Origin of the sequence: Agrococcus terreus, assembly GCF_014645235.1 — a bacterium.
In the GTDB taxonomy this organism is placed as follows: Bacteria; Actinomycetota; Actinomycetes; order Actinomycetales; family Microbacteriaceae; genus Agrococcus; species Agrococcus terreus.
In genome coordinates this window covers 1,801,064-1,817,887 of the sequence record NZ_BMLM01000001.1, presented here as the reverse complement: position 1 = coordinate 1,817,887, position 16,824 = coordinate 1,801,064, and the positions used below count along the sequence as shown (strand labels likewise).

Sequence of the window (16,824 nt, the reverse complement as noted above, 5' to 3'; positions counted from 1 at the left end):
GGCGTGGTCAGCATCACTCCGCTGCCGGACGGTCGCTATCAGGCGCGCGGGCACTTTCGCGAGCTGGACGGCCGCGACCGCCGGCCGAGCGCGATCGGGGATACCCCGGAGTCAGCAGAGGCGGCGCTGCGCGCTCGGACGGCATTCCTCACGCGGGAAGACGCCTATGTCTCCGACCACTCCACCGTCGACGAACTGGCGCTCTGGTGGCTCGACCGCAAGCGCTCGCTCGGCCCCCTCGCTGCCGGCACGCTTGAGAACTACACCACCGATGCGAAGCACGTCGTCGAGCACTTCGGTCATCTGCGACTGAGCGAACTGACGATCGCCCGGTGCGAGACCATCATTCGCACGCTCGCGAAGCGCGACGCGCCGCTGGCCCGACGAGTGCATAGGACCCTGAAGGCGATGATCGCCGATGCCGTCCGGATTGACGCGCGGAAGACGAATCCGCTTGCGGCGTTCGCGGCTCCTAGACTCCCGAAGCCGGAGATCTACACGCTGGCCCCGGAACAGGCGGCGATCCTGAGTGGGGCGTACCGCGAATGGCTCAGCGAGCGCGACAAGCCCGGTCCCAAACCCGATCCACGGGTCGCGGACATGCTCGACGTATTGCTCGCCGTCGGTCTCCGGATCGGAGAGCTGCTTGCACTCCGCCACTGCGACCTGCGCCTCGACAACTCCACGCCAACGCTCCACCTCACGGCGACGCTGACGGACGGCGAGAAGGGCGAGCCGGTTTGGCAGCCGCACCCCAAGCACGCGCGCCAGCAGCGCACGATCGTGTTGCCATTGCTTGCGGTGACGGCGCTCAGGCCGTACGTCGATGACAGCGCGAGTCGTTCTCCGGTGTTCCCGAATCGACGCGGTGGGTGGAGCCGGCCCGGCAACGTACGCCGAATACTGCGCAACTTCCGCGACGAGTGGAGCGAGCCGCTGGAGCGAGCCGGTATCCGGCATGGACAGGTGACTGCGCAGTTGCTCCGGCGCACCCTGGCCACACTCATCGCGAACGAAGCCGGCGTCTTCCGCGCGACGGAACAACTCGGTCACGCTTCCGTGCTGACGACAGAGCGCCACTACGTGACGCCCGCGCCGGTGGTTGGGGAAGCATCTGCGGCGCTCATCGACTCGCTATTCGGCGAGCCGGTTGGCTCTCTGAACGACACCATCCTGCCGGCTCAAAACGAAGGTCGTGCGTGAGGCAAGCAGGGCCGCTCTGACCATCGACGAGATCGTGCCGTTTCTATGCGCCGGGCTTGGGGGCCGTTGCTGGCGTGAACCATTGGCGTGCCTCGTCGCACGCTTGCGAGTTGGCTCAGGAAGAGTCCAGTCCATCAGCTCGCTCGATAGAGCGGCTCCTTGGCGCGTTCGCCGTCTGGAATCTCGTGGCTGACATCGTTCGGGGGCCGCCGAAGCGATGGCCCGGCTGTTCGAATCGATCTAGGACCGCGAACAGGACATTGCGTAAGCCGCGCTCTGAGCCCGGATCAGAAGGTTGGGGGTTCGAGTCCCTCCGGGCGCGCGGAAGATCCGCAAAGCGCAAGGCCACCTGCGAGAGCAGGTGGCCTTCGTCGTTGTCGTGAGTGTCCAGGAACGCGTCCAAGAACGATCGGGCGGCACGACTCCGCGTCGGCGTCCCGGCACGTCCCGGGTCGTCCACCCGACGCTTCAGATGGGCTGTCGGCGCGAGTACGCAGGAGTCTGTCGCAGGCGCCGTTCACTCACGCATAGCGTCGGTGTGACGCGATGCCGCGGATGAGGCGACCCGCAGCTAGACCTGATCCCTAGGTCGAGGCGGCGCAGCTCGCTCATAGCCGCTGTCAGTGGTCCGCGATCGCCGCTCGCCCGCATCAACTCACGGAGAGGCCGACGCTGTCTATGACCCGAAGCACTTCGTCGCGGGCAGCCGTGACGTGCTCGTGTGCGAGCAGTGCCGCACGAGAAGGATCGGCAGTCGCGATCGCAGCGACGATGCCGCGGTGCTCCTCGAGCGCGCGATCTCTGCGGTCGGCGCTCTGATTGGTGTAGCGGCGGTAGCGCTCCATCTGACCCGCGACCTGCTCGTGGAGCCGCAGAGACCAGGCGTTGTCCGCGATCCGGGAGATCGCGCTGTGGATCGCCTTGCCGGACAGCATCGCGTCCTCGGGCAGGTGCACGAGCGCTTCGTTCCTCGCGACGAGTCGCTGCAGGTCGTCGATGTCGGGGGTGGTCGCCACGCGCGCCGCCTCGCCTGCCATCAGACCCTCGAGAGCGGCGCGGCAGTCGTACAGCTCTGAGATCTCGCGCGCGTCGAGCACCGGCACGGACAGGCCGCCGGCAGGCAGGCGTTCGAGCAGACGCTCGGACTCGAGCTGGCGAAGCGCCTCTCGCAGAGGGGTCCGGCTGACTCCGAGCGAGGCGGCGAGCGCCTCTTCGAAGAGCCTCGCGCCCGGGCGCAGCTCGAGGGTGACGATCTGCCGCCGTACTTCGTCGTAGGCGAACTGGCTTCCTGACCCGCGCATGCGGCAAGTGTGGCACTACGCATACTTGTTCGCTAGTGCACTTGTATACACGTGCACAGTTCGCTATGTTGGCGCCGAGCACCCTCGGGCGCGGCAGTCGCAAGGACGCGACACGCCCTGTGCTCCTGGATGGAGATCGATGAAGATGAACATTCGCAAGCGACGCGGCACGGCCGTGGCGGTCGGCACACTCGTCGCCGTCGGACTGCTCGCAACGGGCTGCTCTGCGGGCGGGACCGGCAGCTCCGGCGCACCCGAGGAAGGGCCCGTCCTCGGCGCGCTCTCGATCGACGCACCCTCGGGTGCCGGCAGCGGGTACGACCAGACCGCGCGAGCGATCGAGCAGGTGCTCACCTCAGAGCGCCTCGCCCAGCGGGTGCAGGTCACGAACACCGAAGGTGCCGGCGGGACGGTCGCGCTCGCGGAGTTCGTCGGGATGAGCTCGCCGGACGACCTCATGATCGGTGGCCTGTCGCTCGTCGGCGCGAGCATCACGAACGACGCACCGAACGACCTCACGGAGCTCACGCCGGTGGCCCGCCTCATCGGCGAGTACGACGTCATCGTGGTCCCCGACGCGAGCCCCTACGAGACGCTGCAGGACTTCCTCGACGCGCTCGCGGAGTCGCCCGGCGACAATCCGATCGCCATCGGCAACCAGGGCGGCTACGACCACATGTGGGGCGGGCTGCTCGCCCAGGATGCGGGCCTCGAGGCGACCGATGTGAACTTCGTCACGTTCGACGGCGGCGGCGAGGCACTCATCGCCCTGCTCGGCAACCAGGTCGCTGCCGGCATCTCCGGGTACGGCGAGTTCGCCGACTCGATCGAGACCGGCGAGCTGCGCGTCCTCGCCACCGCTTCGGACGAGCCCCTCGAAGTGGCGCCGGACCTGCCGAGCATCGCCGACGCCGGGTACCCCGACTCGGCCCTGGTGAACTGGCGAGGCATCTTCGCGCCCCCGGGCATCTCGGACGAGGACCTCGCGACGCTCGAGGAGGGCTTCGCGACGCTCGTGGAGTCGGACGCCTGGAACGAGATCCGCACGACCAACGGATGGTCCGACGAGTACCTCGACAGCGAGGAGTTCGCCGCCGAGCTGCAGGAGCAGACGGAGTCCACCCGTCAGCTGCTCGAGGACCTGGGTCTGGTGTGAAGCTGACCGCGCACAGCAAGGGGGAGCTCGCGTTCAGCGGGCTCCTCCTCGCCCTCGGCATCTTCGTCGTCATCGAGGCCGCCCTCATCCCGATTCCGCTCGCGTCGAGCAACGTCGGGCCTCGGTTCATGCCCCACTTCGCCGGCGGCCTCCTGATCCTGGCCGCGGGATGGACGATCATCGAGCTGTTCCGAGGTCACTCCGTCGCGCCGGAGGAGTCGGAGCTGACCGACCCGACGCAGCGCTTCAACGCCGTGCGGGTCGCGATCCTCCTGGCGTCCGTGATCGGATTCGCGGTCCTGCTCGACCCCCTCGGCTACCTGATCGCGGCGCCGCTCGCGTTCTTCGGCCTCCTCCTCGCGTTCGGCGCACGACGGTGGTGGGCGATGGCGCTCGTCTCGATCGTGCTGCCGGTGCTCGTCTACCTCTTCTTCGCCAAGACGCTGGGCATCTACCTGCCCGAGGGCGTCTTCGCGGGGATCCTCTGAAAGGGACGCCATGGAAGGCATCCAGGGGCTCATCGACGGCTTCGCCCTCGCGCTGACCCCCATCAACCTGCTCTGGGCGTTCGTCGGCGTCGTCGCCGGCACCTTCGTCGGAGTGCTGCCCGGCATCGGACCCGCGCTCACCATCGCGCTCCTGCTGCCGCTCACCTACACGGTCGCTCCGGAAGCGGCCCTCATCCTCTTCGCCGGCATCTACTACGGCGCGATGTACGGCGGGTCGACCACGTCGATCCTGCTCAACACGCCCGGCGAGTCCGGCTCGATGATGACCGCGATCGACGGCAACAAGATGGCACGCTCCGGTCGAGCGGCGTCAGCGCTCGCGACCGCAGCCATCGGCTCCTTCATCGCCGGCACGATCGCCACCGTCCTGCTCGCCTTCGTCGCGCCCTATGTCGTCCGCGTGGCGATCCTGCTCGGCCCCGCTGACTACCTGGCACTCATCGTCGTCGCTTTCATGACCGTCGGTGCGCTGCTCGGCGCTTCCGCGGCACGTGGCTTCGCCGCCGTCGCGGTGGGCCTCGTCATCGGGCTCATCGGGTTCGATTCGCAGAGCGGAGTCGCGCGGTACACCTTCGGCGTGCCCCGCCTGCTCGACGGCATCGACAGCGTCGTGGTCATCGTCGCCCTCTTCGCCATGGGTGAGGCGATCTACCTCGCCGCCCGCATGCGCAAGGGCAAGCTCCAGGTCATGGACCTCCCCAAGGGGCAGTTCTGGATGACTCGCGACGACTGGCGACGCTCGTGGCCTGCGTGGCTGCGCGGGACCGCGATCGGCTGGCCCCTCGGCGCCGTGCCGGTCGGGGGCTCGGAGGTGCCGACCTTCCTGTCCTATGCGGCCGAACGCCGGCTGTCGAAGCGGAAGGACGAGTTCGGCAAGGGCGCGATCGAGGGCGTCGCCGGGCCGGAGGCGGCCAACAACGCGAACGCCGCCGGTGCACTGATGCCGCTGCTCGCGCTCGGCGTTCCCACGTCGGCGACCGCCGGCGTCATCCTCATCGCCTTCCAGCAGTACGGCATCCAGCCGGGACCGCGCCTGCTCAGCACTGAGCCGGACCTCGTCTGGGGGCTCATCGCAGCGCTCCTCATCGGCAACTTCATGCTGCTCGTGCTCAACCTGCCGCTCGCCGGGGTCTGGGCCAAGGTGCTGAAGATCCCGACGCCGTACCTGTACGCGAGCATCGTCACGTTCGCACTGCTCGGCGCTTACGCCGTGAGCGGCTCGATCTTCGACGTGTTCACGCTCCTCGTCATCGGCATCCTCGGGTACTTCATGCGCCAGTACGGCTTCCCGATCGCGCCCCTCATCATCGGGGTGATCCTCGGTCCCATCGCGGAGCAGCAGCTCCGCCGCGCGCTCGCGATCTCGGACGGCGACGCGTCGGCGCTCGTCGCATCTCCCTTCTCGATCGTCTGCTACGTGCTCGTCATCCTCGTCGCGATCGTCCCTCGCTTCCTCAAGCGATGGGAGCGGCGCACGGCCGAGGCTGTGGGCGCCGACGACATCGATCGCGGGTTCGCGACCGCGATGATCCCTGCGGTTCACGACGACGAGCGCGACCAGGCCGACCGGGACGACCGCGCCGACGAGCGGCGCGAGCGGTGAGCGCGCGCCGCTTCGAGCCGGATGCGCTGCTCCGGCTCGCCTCCGACATCCTTCGGGCGGTCGGCGTCCCTGGGGCCTCGGCGACGCTCGTCGCCGACAGCCTCGTCCAGGCTGAGCTGTGGGGGCACCACTCGCACGGGCTGCTGCGTCTGCCGTGGTACGTCGCACGCCTGAGGAGCGGTGCGACCAAGGCGACCGCCGCCGGCGAGGTCCTCATCGACACGGGCGCGCTCGTGCTGCTCGACGGGCAGGACGGTCTCGGGCAGGTGATGGCCGAGCGCGCTCGCGACCTCGCGGTCGAACGTGCGCGCGTGCACGGGATCGGAGCGGTCGGCGTGCGCAACTCCAACCACTTCGGCACCGCGATGTACTTCACGCGCCGTGCGGCACGCGAGGGCTGCGTCGCGCTCCTCACCACCAATGCGTCTCCCGCCATGGCGCCATGGGGCGGCAAGGAGAAGCGGGTCGGGACGAATCCCTGGTCCATCGCCGGCCCCTGGCGCGACTCGGTGGTCGCCCTCGACATCGCCAACACGGCGGTCGCGCGAGGCAAGCTGTACCTCGCGAAGCAGCGTGGCGAGCCGATCCCGTCGCACTGGGCGCTCGACAGCGAAGGTGCGCCGACGACCGATGCGGTCGCCGGGATCGCAGGCACCATCATGCCGATGGCCGGCCACAAGGGCTACGCGATCAGCTTCATGATGGACCTGCTCTCGGGCGCCCTGACGGGGAGCGCCGTCGGCACGGGCGTCATCGGCCCGTATATGCCCGACGGCAGCAGCGGCGCCGGCCACCTGATGATCGCGATCGACGTCGCGGCGCTGGGTCCGGTCGAGGACTACGACTCGCGCGTCGACGCCATGGTGCGCGAGGTCAGGGAGACGCCCCTCGCAGTCGGCCACGACAGGATCCACCACCCCGGGGAGCTCGAGGACCTCGCCGAAGCGGCCGCTCGTGCCGCGGGCGGCGTGGAGCTGCCCGAGCAGACCATCGCGGAGCTCGGCACGCTGGCGGACGACCTCGGTGTCGCGCTGCCTGCCGGCTGGAGCATCGTCGCATCCGTGTCAGGAGCCACACCATGACCACGACCATCCTCGTGCTGCCGGGCGACGGCATCGGGCCCGAGATCACCGATGCCACGCTTCGAGTCCTCGATCACGTCGACCGGGCCTTCGATCTCGGTCTCTCGTTCGAGCACGCCGACATCGGTCTCGCGAGCCTCGCGGCGCAGGGCACGACCCTGCCCGATGCGGTGCTCGAGCGCGTGCTGGCGGTCGACGGGGTGCTGCTCGGCCCGGTCTCGCACTACGAATACCCGCCGCGAGCCGAGGGCGGCATCAACCCGTCAGGGGAGCTGCGCACCAGGTTCGGCCTGTACGCGAACATCCGACCGTGCCGGTCTCGGGGGGAGCTGTCGATCCTCCGGCGACCGATGGATCTCGTCATCGTGCGCGAGAACACCGAGGGCTTCTACTCCGACCGCAACATGCATGCCGGCTCAGGCGAGTTCATGCCGGACGCGGACAGCGCCTTCAGCATTCGGAAGATCACCGCTGCCGCCTCGAACCGCGTCGCCCGAGCGGCGTTCGAGCTCGCCCGTGACCGCCGTCAGCATGTCACCGCGGTGCACAAGGCGAACGTGGTGAAGCTCTCGGACGGGCTGTTCCTCCGTGAGGTCCGGAAGGTCGCGGAGGAGTATCCGGACGTGCGGCTGAGCGAGCTCATCGTCGACGCTGCCGCCGCTGCCCTCGTGAAGCGGCCCGACGACTTCGACGTGATCGTGACGACCAACATGTTCGGCGACATCCTCTCGGACGAGGCTTCGGAGCTCTCCGGGAGCCTCGGCCTCGGCGGGTCGCTCAACACGGGCGACGGCATCGCTGCGGCGCAGGCCCAGCATGGGTCCGCGCCGGACATCGCTGGGCGAGGCATCGCCAATCCGACGTCGTTGATCCTCTCGGCGGCGATGCTCCTCGAGTGGCTCGGCCGGCGCGGTGAGCGGCCAGACCTGACCGAGGCTGCGCGCGCCATCGAGACCGCCATCGACGCGGCGATCGCCGATCCGTCGACCCGCACCGGCGACATCGGAGGGGCCCTCGGCACGGACGCGTTCACCGACGCGGTCCTGGCACGCCTCGAGGGGCCGCCTCCGTCGCGTGGCGGCGAAGCCTGATGCCCCCGCCCTGGGTGGCCGGGGGCATCGGGGCGGTCGGGTCAGAACCCGAGCGAGACGCCGTAGCTCGCGGCGAGGTCGTGCAGGTCCTTGATGGTCTTGTCCGGCAGCGCGATGCCGCCGGCGGCGCGCGCCGCCGCCTCGGCGCGGTCCTCCAGCTCGCCCGGGTAGACGACCTCGTCGGAGCCGACCGCCAGGGGAGTGCCGTGGACCTGCGCGACGAGCTCCTCGATCAGACCGGCATAGGTGCCGTCGACGTCCATCGTCGCCGCGTCGATCGCGATCACGAGGTGCCCCGCCCCCGAGACGCGGCCCGCCTCGTAGGGGCCACCGACGCGGTTGCCGACGTGGCTGCCCGTGAGCGCTCCAGACAGCACGTCCATCATGAACGAGATGGCGTAGCCCTTGTGCCCCGCCATCGGCAGGATCACGCCGTCGATCGCGGCGCTCGGGTCGGTCGTCGCGGCACCGTCGGCCGTCATCGCCCAGCCGTCGGGGATCTGCTCGCCGCGCTCGCGCGCGAGGTAGATCTTGCCTCGGGCGACCGCCGTGTTCGCGATGTCGAGCACGACGACGCGGTCGCCGTAGGGGGCCGCGATCGACCACGGGTTGGTGCCGATGCCCTTCGTGCGACCACCCCACGGCGCCATCGCCGGCGAGGCGTTGGTGGTGAGGATCGACACGCAGCCCTCGGCGGCGGCCTGGCGGGTGAAGTACATCGCCGTGCCGAAGTGGTTCGAGTCGCGGACGCCGACCACGCCGACCCCGAAGCTCTTCGCGCGGTGGACGGCCTGCTGGGTCGCCTGCTGCGCCAGCACCTGGCCGACGCCCCGTTTGCCGTCCATCAGCATGAGGGGGCCGGTGTCGAGGAGCGTCTCGGGCTCGGTGCGTGCCTGCATCGCCCCGGACTCGATGCGGGCGATGTACCAGGGGAGGCGGAGGAGGCCGTGCGAACGGTGGCCCCACAGCTCCGCCTGGAGCAGCGTGTCGGCGAGGAGCTGCGCGTCGCGTCGCGGCATGCCCGCGCGCTCCGCGATGTCCGTCGCGCCCTGCAGCAGCCCGCGGAGCTCGATCAGCTCCGTGGCGATCGACGTATCGACTCCCATGTCGTCCTCGCAATCTGACGCCGACGCGTCATCGATATACTAACAGGTATACCTAAGGAGGTCATCATGCTGTCGGTCTGGGTCGAGCTCGAGGTGCTCGAGGGTCAGGAATCGGCGTTCCTGGACGCCATCGCACGCAACCAGCGTGCCTCGTTGGACGACGAGCCGGGGTGCTGGTTCTTCGACGTCCTTCGGCTCGACGAGTCGGGTCGTCGATGGGCGTTCTACGAGATCTACCGAGACGCGCGGGCCTTCTTCGAAGAGCACCGCAGCGCTCCGCACTACGCCGAGTGGAAGGCCGCTGTCGCTGCGACGGTGGTGCCGGGCTCGCAGGTGGTCACCACGGCCGAGCGGGCGCTCCCGTCGCCCTCAGCTGAGCTCGACCGCGCTGAGCGACCCGGGCTCTGAGTCCCACAGCCGGTGGAAGATCGCCTGCTCCACGTGCACGAGATGGAGCGTGATGGCCGAGGCGGCGCGCTGCTCGTCCCCTCCGACGAGCGCGTCGCACATTTCGATGTGCTCGCGGAGCGAGTCGTGCAGGCGGTCGGTGTCAGCATGCGCGATGAGACGCAGGCGGCGGGTGTGCGGACGCAGCTCGCGGATCGAGCGGGCCAGGTGCTCGTTCGGGGTCGCCGCGACGAGCAGGTCGTCGAACTCGGACGTCAGCTCGCCGAACTGCGTCTCGAACGCTGCCGACAGCTGGGAGGTGTGCAGCTGTGCGAGACGCTCTCGAAGCCCTCGGAACGCGCTGGCGCGACCCGCTCGGTCGGTGACCAGCGACCTCGCGACGGCAGCGGCGGCCGCCGGCTCGATGAGGCGGCGGAATTCGAACAGCGCTCGAGCGCCAGCGATCGAGACGCGCGACACCATCGGGGCTCGGCGTGGCTCGAGCACGATGAGGCCTTCCGCCGCGAGGCGCCGGATCGCTTCACGCACCGGGGTGCGGGACGCCCCTGTGCGGGCGACGAGATCGGTCTCCGGCAGTGTCGCGCCCGGGGCGAGGATGCCGTGCTCGATCTCGCGCTTGAGCTGCGCATACGCGGCAGCGGCCTTGCCCTGCGTGGCGACGGCGGTGTCCAGGCTCATGGGTCGACGGTAGCATTGACATCCAGGTATACCGACAGGTATGTTCGTCGGCGCACCACTCCCGCCTACTTCTTGAGGAGCAACGATGCTCGTAGTCCTCGGCTTCGTCATGATCGCCGTGTTCATGACGATCGTGATGACCAAGCGCGCGACACCGATCGTGACGCTGATCCTGGTCCCCTTGATCTTCGGACTCTTCGCGGGGGCGGGCCTCGGCATCGGCGACATGATCGTCGAAGCGGTGCTCAACCTCGCGCCGACCGCTGGGCTCCTGTTCTTCGCGATCATCTACTTCGGCACGATGATCGACGTGGGTCTGTTCGACCCCCTCATCCGTCTGATCCTCCGCTTCGTCGGGCACGACCCGGTCAAGCTCGTCGTCGGCACCGCGCTGCTGACATCCGTCATCTCGCTCGACGGCGATGGCTCGACGACGTTCATCATCGTGACCTCGGCCCTGCTGCCGATCTACCTGAAGCTCGGCATGAGCCCAGTGGTGCTGACCGTGACGGCCGCGATGTCCAACGGCGTGCTGAACACCGTGCCATGGGGAGGATCGACGTCCCGCGCCGCCGCCTCGCTGCAGCTGTCGCCGATCGACATCTTCGTGCCGATGATCCCCGCCATCGTGGCCGGCCTGCTGACCGTCTGCGTCTTCGCCTACTTCATGGGCATCTCGGAGCGCAAGCGCATCGGCACGCTCTCGCTCGACGACCGGCGCGTGCTCGCTGAGCGCGAGCCGGTGGCGGTGGGCGCCGCCGCGAGCGGAGCGCGGGCCGGTGGCTCCTCCGTCGCCATCCGCGACGACTTCTCCGTGCCGCTCGACACGCAGAACATGCTCGCCGTGCGTCCCAAGGCGCGCCCGCGCCTCATCTGGGTCAACCTGGTGCTGACCCTCGCGACGATGACCGTGCTGGTCGCGGACTTCACCGAGCCCGTTGTGGTCTTCATGGTCGCGGCCGCCGTGGCGCTCGTCATCAACTTCCCGGAGGTTCGTGAGCAGTCCGAGCAGATCAAGGCCCACGCCGACTCGGTGATCTCCGTCGTGGGCATGATCTTCGCCGCGACCGTGCTCACGGGCGTGATGAACGGCACCGGCATGGTGTCGGCGATGGCCGAGTGGCTCGTCACCGTCATCCCTTCCGACCTCGGTCCCGTCATGGCCGTGATCGTCGGACTGCTGAGCATCCCGTTCACGTTCATCATGACCAACGACGCCTTCTACTTCGGGATCCTGCCGATCCTGGCCGAGACGGCCACGCACTTCGACATCTCGACGATCGAGATGGCGCGGGCGTCGCTGGTCGGCCAGGCGCTCCACCAGTCGAGCCCGCTCGTGGCGTCGTTCCTGCTCCTCATCGGGCTTGCGAACGTCAGCCTCGGCGAGCACTTCAAGAAGGTCATCTGGCGCGGCACGATCGTCGCGGTCGTGATGCTGATCGTCGGGGGACTCACCCTCGCATACCCCCTGTTCTGAACCGGAAGGACGGAACGTGATCACTTCGATCAATCCCGCGAACGGCGAGATCCTCGCCACGTTCGATGCCCACACGCCCGAAGCGGTCGACGCCGCGCTCGACGCCGCCGTCGCCGCGCAGCGCGAGTGGCGACGCTCCAACGACGACGAGCGCAGCGCGCTGCTCCGGTCGATCGCCGCCATCCTCCGCCGCGATGCCGAGCAGCACGCACGCCTCATCACCCTCGAGATGGGCAAGCCCCTCGCCGAGGCGCGCGCCGAGATCGAGAAGTGCGCCGTCACGCTCGACCACTACGCCGAGCACGCGCGCACCTACATCGCCGACGAGGAGATCGCCTCGAACGCGGCGGAGTCCGGCGTCGTCTACGACCCCCTGGGCGTCGTGCTCGCCGTGATGCCGTGGAACTACCCCTACTGGCAGCTCGTCCGGTTCCTGGCGCCCGCGCTGGCCGCGGGCAACGGCGCGATCCTGAAGCACGCCAACAACGTGCCGCAGTGCGCGATCGCGCTCGAGCGGGCCGTCACCGAAGCGGGCGCCCCGTCGGGACTCTTCACGACGCTCCTCATTGAGGCGTCGCGCGTGCAGTCGCTCATCGAGGACGACCGAATCGCCGCGGTCACGCTCACCGGCTCGACCGAGGTCGGTCGTCTGGTCGCCTCGCAGGCGGGCAAGGCGCTCAAGAAGCAGGTGCTCGAGCTCGGAGGCTCGGACCCGTTCATCGTGCTCGCCGACGCCGATGTCGAAGCCGCTGCCGCGGTCGCGGTGAAGGCCCGCTTCACCAACAACGGCCAGAGCTGCGTGAATGCGAAGCGCTTCATCGTCGACGAGGCCGTGGCGGACCGGTTCGTCGCGCGATTCGCTGCAGGCATCCAGGCGCTCACCGTCGGCGACCCGCTCGTCGAGGGCACGACCATCGGCCCAATGGCCCGTCGCAACCTGCGCGACGACCTGCACCGCCAGGTCGAGGAGACGCTCGCCGCCGGCGGCGCCGAGCTCGTCCTCGGCGGCGCCCCGATTCCCGGCGACGGCGCCTACTACGCGCCGACGCTGCTCGACTCGGTGTCGCCCGACGACACGGCCTTCGTCGAGGAGACCTTCGGCCCCGTCGCCGCCGTCATCCGCTGCGACGGCGTCGAAGAGGCCGTGAGCCTCGCCAACCAGACGGAGTTCGGCCTCGGCGCGGCCATCTGGACGGCCGACGTCGCGGCCGCCCGCGACATCGCGCGCAACATCGACGCCGGAGCCGTGTTCATCAACGGCATGGTCGCCTCCGACGCGCGACTGCCCTTCGGTGGCATCAAGGCGTCCGGCTACGGACGCGAGCTCGGAGCCCTCGGCATCCGGGAGTTCATGAACGCGAAGACCATCTGGATCGGACCCGCACTGTGACCACGACCATCTCCTCCCAGGCGAGCCACGTCCTCCGCCCGAACGACCTGCCGTCGAAGGATCGCGGGGCCGGCGCCAAGACGGTGCCGCTCGTGACGTCCGAGCGCGGCGCGACGACGTACCTGAACGGCATGACGATCTTCGCGCCGGGCGCGCAGATCGGCCACCACTCGCACAACGTCGCCGAGTCCGTCATGGTCATCCTCGGCCGCGCGATCGTCGACATCGACGGCGAGCGGCACGAGCTGAATACCTTCGACACGACGTTCGTGCCCGCGAACGTGCCGCACCACTTCGAGAACCTCTCCGACACCGAGGAGATGCGGATCCTGTGGACCTACGGCTCGGTCGACTCGACGCGAACTATGATCGAGACCGGCGAGACCGGCCGCATCGACGCGGAGCGCAGCGCCGGCTCGGAAGCCGGGGAGCGCACGCGTGTCACCGAGATCGCTGAGGTCGACGTCAAGGAGGGGCACGAGGCCGGCTTCGAGCAGGCCGTGCGCGAGGCCGCGCCGCTGTTCCAGCGCGCGGACGGCGCCCGTACCCTCACCCTCGAGCGTTCGGTCGAGGAGCCCCGGCGCTACCGCCTCTTCGTCTCGTGGGAGCACATCGAGGACCACACCGTCGACTTCCGCTCGTCGGAGGATTTCCAGCAGTGGCGCGCCCTCATCGGGCCGCACGTGGAGTCGCTACCCCGGGTCGAGCACGTGCAGAACGTGCTGACCGCGTTCTGAGCCACGCGATGGCATCGGGCCCGCATCGACGGAGCAGCGTCGTGCGGGCCCGTCCACGCGGCGCGCGCGTGCTCAGGAGGGACCGGGCGTGAAGCGCGCATCATTGGTCGCGCTGCTCCTGCACTCTCTCCTGATCCAGGTCATCGCATTCCTCGTGCGCCCCGCGGTGAGCTACGCGGCGCTCGACCTCGGCGCGCCCGCCGTCTCGGTCGGAGCGATCGGAGCAGCCTTCGCCCTCGTTCCGCTGCTGCTCGCACTCGTGGTCGGGCGACTCGTCGACCGTCGCGGCGAGCGGGTCGCGCTGCTCGGAGGGTCTGCGCTCGCGATCGTCGCTTGCGTCGCGCTCGCGCTGTGGGGGCATGCCATCGTCGGGCTCCTCGTCGGCACGGCGCTGCTCGGCGCCGGCCACCTCGGCTGCATCGTGGGCCAGCAGGCCGTCGTCGCGCGTTCAGCCTCGGCGGGCGGCCTCGACTCGCTCTTCGGCTACTACACGTTCGCAGCCTCGCTCGGACAGGCGATCGGTCCCCTCCTGCTCACCCTGGGCGGGGACGGCGTACGCCCCGACACGAGGCTGCTCTTCATCATCGGCGGAGTGCTCGCACTCGTGCTGATGCCCACGACGTTCGCGATCGAGCGGCGATCCCTCGCGAACTCGGGCCTCGACGCGCACGGAGGTGTTTCCGCCTGGATGCTGCTGCGCTCACCAGGCGTCGCACGGGCGATTGCGACCAGCGCCATCGTCGTCGCCGCAGTCGACTTGACGGTCGTGTACGTCCCCGCCCTCGGAGCTGAGCTGGGACTGAGCGCGGCAGCAGTCGGCGCCGTACTGGCAGCGCGCGCCGTCGCGTCGATGGCATCTCGCTTGCTCCTCGGGATGCTCGCGCGGCGCCTCGGTCGCGGCCGCTTGATGGTCACGAGCCTAATCGTGTCGTCCATCGGACTGATCGCTCTCGCGGCGCCGCTCCCGTTCTGGGCACTGGTCGCAATCGCTGTCGTGCTCGGACTCGGACTCGGTGTCGGTCAGCCGCTGACGATGTCGTGGCTGGTCGAGCAAGCTCCTGAGGGCCAACGCGGACGCGCGCTCGCCCTGCGGCTCTCGGGCAACCGCCTCAGCCAGCTCGCAATCCCGGCCGCCGCAGGGGCTCTCGCCGGGTTCGGTGCTGGAACCTCGCTCGCGGCAGTGGGGGTGCTCGTCGCCGCATCACTGCTGCTCATGCGTGGGCTGCGGTTGGACGGCGACCAGCAATCCTCGTGAGCCTTTGCCTCTGCGGCGCGAGCGGCCGGCATCGTCGCTTCGAGCCGATAACTTCCCCGATGGCTTCGTAGCGGGGCGTGAACCCAGCGCCGCTCGTTACCGGAGGTCGCTTCGCTCTTCGAGCCGGTTCTTTGCCGGCTGCGTTTCGATCGGCGGTGTGTACGCGCAATTATCGCGCTTCGAGGCCCACGGACGTCGAGATGCGAAGAGGCTGCCCGCTACTGGCCAGTCGATGATTGCTGGCGCCCGAGTGCGGTGTAGAGCGTCTGACGAGAAACCCCGAGTTCGCGAGCGATCACCGCCAGGGGCACTTTCTGGTCGATTCGCTCTTGCGCGGCCGCGACCGCGGAGGGCGTGAGCTTCGGCGTCCGACGATAGACGCCTCGCGTCTTCGCGATAGCTATGCCCTCCGCCTGACGCTCACGGATGAGATTGCGCTCGAGTTCGGCGACGGCGCCGATGAGTTGCATCTGGAAGCGGGCGAAGTGGTCGTTGCCGGTGGGAGAGAAGGTCAGCGCCTCTTTGAGGAAGCGGACCGTGACGCCGCGACCAGTGAGCTCGGAGACGATGTCATCGAGATCGCGCAGGGATCGCGCCAAGCGGTCCATCGAACTGACGAGGACGGTATCGCCATCACGCACGTAGGCCGTCATCTCCGAGAGCCCCCTACGCGTGCTGCGGCTCCTGCCGGAGATGCGGTCGGTGAAGGTCCGATCGACAGTGCCAATGGCCTCGAGCTGGCGGGCGACATTCTGCTCGTCGGAGGAGACGCGCACGTAGCCGACGGTTTGCCCTTTGTTGTGTCCAGCCACGTCTAGACCCCTCGACGGATATGTCCAGTCAGCGTATCTCCAACATCGTTGGACAGTGCTGCGAGGCGCGTGGAAAGTGTCCAGCGGGGTCTACCCCGCCGACACCAAGACGGACGTATGGTCGCTTGGAGCGTTGCGGGAATTCCGTCCTTGAGTTGCCTGGTTTCGAACAGCGTTCCGTTGTTCGCCTGTGCCGGTGCCACGAGATCATCGCCGCGCTCGTCGTACGGAGCGGTGAGGGCGCTGATCGCGCGCTCGTAGTTGTTCGTGCCCGCGACGGCTTCTCCGTCGCTCGCCCGGGCTCACCCGCCTCGTGACTCGTGATGAACAGGTCGCGGCGCGGGCCCGGAGTGAGGCTCGGAGTTGAAGCCGCCTACCCGGCTTCCAAGAAGTTCCGGGCCACGGCGCGCACGTCTTGATAACGATCGAGTGCGATGGCTTCAGCAGGTGAGAGGTCGCCGAGCCCATCCTTCATCCCCATCCACCATGCCCGCGTGGTCGGCGGCGATTCCACGCTGCAGACGAGCTGCCATATCTCGTGCGCCACCTGCAGCCTGCGCTCGTACGGCTCCGGGGGAGGGTTCTGCTCATCGGCCCATGTGCCGACGACCTCAGCGTCGGCGGCCAGCGTCAGGGCTAACAGTCGGATGCCGAGGTGGATGGTGAGTTGCCGCACCATCTCATGTGTCGGCATCCTCGCCTCGAATCGAAGCGGGCGAAGCGAGCGTCGGGAGAGGGGCTCCTCGGAAGTTGCCCTCCCAGCGTCTGGGAGGCGGGTGTCTTGAGCAGCCACGCGCAAGGCGGCGTAACGCACGTACTCCTCGACCGGCCGGCTGGCGCGCCTGGCCGCCGCAGTCAGGCTCGCGACCTCCGGAGCGGAGAATTCGAGCTCGAAGCGCAACTTCTCCTCGTCCACAGCGTGACTGTATCCATCGCGGGGTGCGACGCGGAGGTTCCGAACCCAGCAATCCCAGCATTTGGGCTCAATGAGGGGTGGCGGCGCTCAGTTGGGAGAA

At 68.9% G+C, this 16,824-nt stretch carries 16 protein-coding genes; 11 read left to right on the top strand and 5 right to left on the bottom strand.

The window, feature by feature from the left end:
* The first annotated feature begins 3 nt into the window (after positions 1–3).
* Positions 4–1,203 carry a tyrosine-type recombinase/integrase gene (locus IEW90_RS08810; protein ID WP_188717774.1) on the top strand — a complete coding sequence of 400 codons (1,200 nt, stop codon included), beginning with the start codon at positions 4–6 and terminating at the stop codon, positions 1,201–1,203.
* A 650-nt stretch (positions 1,204–1,853) separates the two neighbouring features.
* Here the strand turns inward: IEW90_RS08810 and IEW90_RS08805 are convergent.
* A complete protein-coding gene (locus IEW90_RS08805) occupies positions 1,854–2,504 on the bottom strand; it encodes a GntR family transcriptional regulator (protein ID WP_188717773.1) in 651 nt (216 codons plus the stop codon).
* Between the two features lie 139 nt (positions 2,505–2,643).
* Here IEW90_RS08805 and IEW90_RS08800 point away from each other — a divergent pair, with 139 nt between their 5' ends.
* The 5 genes from IEW90_RS08800 to IEW90_RS08780 are packed head-to-tail and all read left to right on the top strand — an operon-like array spanning position 2,644 to position 7,945.
* Positions 2,644–3,660 carry a Bug family tripartite tricarboxylate transporter substrate binding protein gene (locus IEW90_RS08800; protein WP_188717772.1) on the top strand — a complete coding sequence of 339 codons (1,017 nt, stop codon included), beginning with the start codon at positions 2,644–2,646 and terminating at the stop codon, positions 3,658–3,660.
* On the top strand, positions 3,657–4,148 hold the full coding sequence (locus IEW90_RS08795) for a tripartite tricarboxylate transporter TctB family protein (protein WP_188717771.1): 492 nt from the start codon (positions 3,657–3,659) through the stop codon (positions 4,146–4,148). Before IEW90_RS08800 ends, IEW90_RS08795 begins: the two co-directional genes overlap by 4 nt.
* A gap of 10 nt (positions 4,149–4,158) precedes the next feature.
* A complete protein-coding gene (locus tag IEW90_RS08790; protein ID WP_188717770.1) occupies positions 4,159–5,772 on the top strand; it encodes a tripartite tricarboxylate transporter permease in 1,614 nt (537 codons plus the stop codon).
* The gene (locus tag IEW90_RS08785) at positions 5,769–6,854 is read left to right on the top strand and encodes an Ldh family oxidoreductase (RefSeq protein WP_188718122.1); all 1,086 of its coding nucleotides are present in this window, start codon (positions 5,769–5,771) and stop codon (positions 6,852–6,854) included. Before IEW90_RS08790 ends, IEW90_RS08785 begins: the two co-directional genes overlap by 4 nt.
* Entirely contained in the window at positions 6,851–7,945 is a 1,095-nt protein-coding gene (locus tag IEW90_RS08780) for an isocitrate/isopropylmalate dehydrogenase family protein (RefSeq protein ID WP_188717769.1), read from the top strand. The genes IEW90_RS08785 and IEW90_RS08780 overlap by 4 nt, the downstream gene beginning before the upstream one ends.
* Before the next feature lie 41 nt (positions 7,946–7,986).
* Here IEW90_RS08780 and IEW90_RS08775 read toward each other — a convergent pair whose 3' ends face one another.
* Complete coding sequence (locus IEW90_RS08775; protein WP_188717768.1) at positions 7,987–9,051, bottom strand: Ldh family oxidoreductase; 1,065 nt, start codon at positions 9,049–9,051, stop codon at positions 7,987–7,989.
* A 66-nt stretch (positions 9,052–9,117) separates the two neighbouring features.
* On the opposite strand from IEW90_RS08775, the gene IEW90_RS08770 reads away from it, so the two are divergent.
* On the top strand, positions 9,118–9,459 hold the full coding sequence (locus IEW90_RS08770; protein WP_188717767.1) for a putative quinol monooxygenase: 342 nt from the start codon (positions 9,118–9,120) through the stop codon (positions 9,457–9,459).
* Here IEW90_RS08770 and IEW90_RS08765 read toward each other — a convergent pair.
* Positions 9,421–10,263 carry a GntR family transcriptional regulator gene (locus tag IEW90_RS08765; protein WP_229679565.1) on the bottom strand — a complete coding sequence of 281 codons (843 nt, stop codon included), beginning with the start codon at positions 10,261–10,263 and terminating at the stop codon, positions 9,421–9,423. The genes IEW90_RS08770 and IEW90_RS08765 overlap by 39 nt on opposite strands.
* Here IEW90_RS08765 and IEW90_RS08760 point away from each other — a divergent pair.
* The 4 genes from IEW90_RS08760 (at position 10,223) to IEW90_RS08745 (ending at position 14,996) form a co-directional block, all read left to right on the top strand.
* Positions 10,223–11,614, top strand: a complete 1,392-nt coding sequence (locus IEW90_RS08760; RefSeq protein WP_188717766.1) for a CitMHS family transporter — start codon at positions 10,223–10,225, stop codon at positions 11,612–11,614. The two genes, IEW90_RS08765 and IEW90_RS08760, sit on opposite strands and share 41 nt — an antisense overlap.
* A 16-nt stretch (positions 11,615–11,630) precedes the next feature.
* Complete coding sequence (locus IEW90_RS08755; protein WP_188717765.1) at positions 11,631–13,004, top strand: NAD-dependent succinate-semialdehyde dehydrogenase; 1,374 nt, start codon at positions 11,631–11,633, stop codon at positions 13,002–13,004.
* Positions 13,001–13,741 (top strand): cupin domain-containing protein, encoded by a 741-nt coding sequence (locus IEW90_RS08750; protein ID WP_229679564.1) that lies wholly within the window; start codon positions 13,001–13,003, stop codon positions 13,739–13,741. The genes IEW90_RS08755 and IEW90_RS08750 overlap by 4 nt, the downstream gene beginning before the upstream one ends.
* Positions 13,742–13,829: 88 nt before the next feature.
* Complete coding sequence (locus IEW90_RS08745; RefSeq protein WP_188717764.1) at positions 13,830–14,996, top strand: MFS transporter; 1,167 nt, start codon at positions 13,830–13,832, stop codon at positions 14,994–14,996.
* Between the two features lie 218 nt (positions 14,997–15,214).
* Here the strand turns inward: IEW90_RS08745 and IEW90_RS08740 are convergent, their stop codons facing one another.
* Positions 15,215–15,808 carry a recombinase family protein gene (locus tag IEW90_RS08740; RefSeq protein WP_188717763.1) on the bottom strand — a complete coding sequence of 198 codons (594 nt, stop codon included), beginning with the start codon at positions 15,806–15,808 and terminating at the stop codon, positions 15,215–15,217.
* A gap of 373 nt (positions 15,809–16,181) precedes the next feature.
* Entirely contained in the window at positions 16,182–16,724 is a 543-nt protein-coding gene (locus IEW90_RS08735; protein ID WP_188717762.1) for a hypothetical protein, read from the bottom strand.
* Between the last annotated feature and the right edge of the window lie 100 nt (positions 16,725–16,824).

What these genes read in the sequence shown, in the direction of transcription:
- IEW90_RS08805 (WP_188717773.1), bottom strand. Translation starts at nt 2,504, where the DNA reads ATGCGCGGGTCAGGAAGCCAGTTCGCCTACGACGAAGTACGGCGGCAG.
- IEW90_RS08800 (WP_188717772.1), top strand. Translation starts at nt 2,644, where the DNA reads ATGAAGATGAACATTCGCAAGCGACGCGGCACGGCCGTGGCGGTCGGC.
- IEW90_RS08790 (WP_188717770.1), top strand. Translation starts at nt 4,159, where the DNA reads ATGGAAGGCATCCAGGGGCTCATCGACGGCTTCGCCCTCGCGCTGACC.
- IEW90_RS08780 (WP_188717769.1), top strand. Translation starts at nt 6,851, where the DNA reads ATGACCACGACCATCCTCGTGCTGCCGGGCGACGGCATCGGGCCCGAG.
- IEW90_RS08775 (WP_188717768.1), bottom strand. Translation starts at nt 9,051, where the DNA reads ATGGGAGTCGATACGTCGATCGCCACGGAGCTGATCGAGCTCCGCGGG.
- IEW90_RS08770 (WP_188717767.1), top strand. Translation starts at nt 9,118, where the DNA reads ATGCTGTCGGTCTGGGTCGAGCTCGAGGTGCTCGAGGGTCAGGAATCG.
- IEW90_RS08760 (WP_188717766.1), top strand. Translation starts at nt 10,223, where the DNA reads ATGCTCGTAGTCCTCGGCTTCGTCATGATCGCCGTGTTCATGACGATC.
- IEW90_RS08765 (WP_229679565.1), bottom strand. Translation starts at nt 10,263, where the DNA reads ATGAACACGGCGATCATGACGAAGCCGAGGACTACGAGCATCGTTGCT.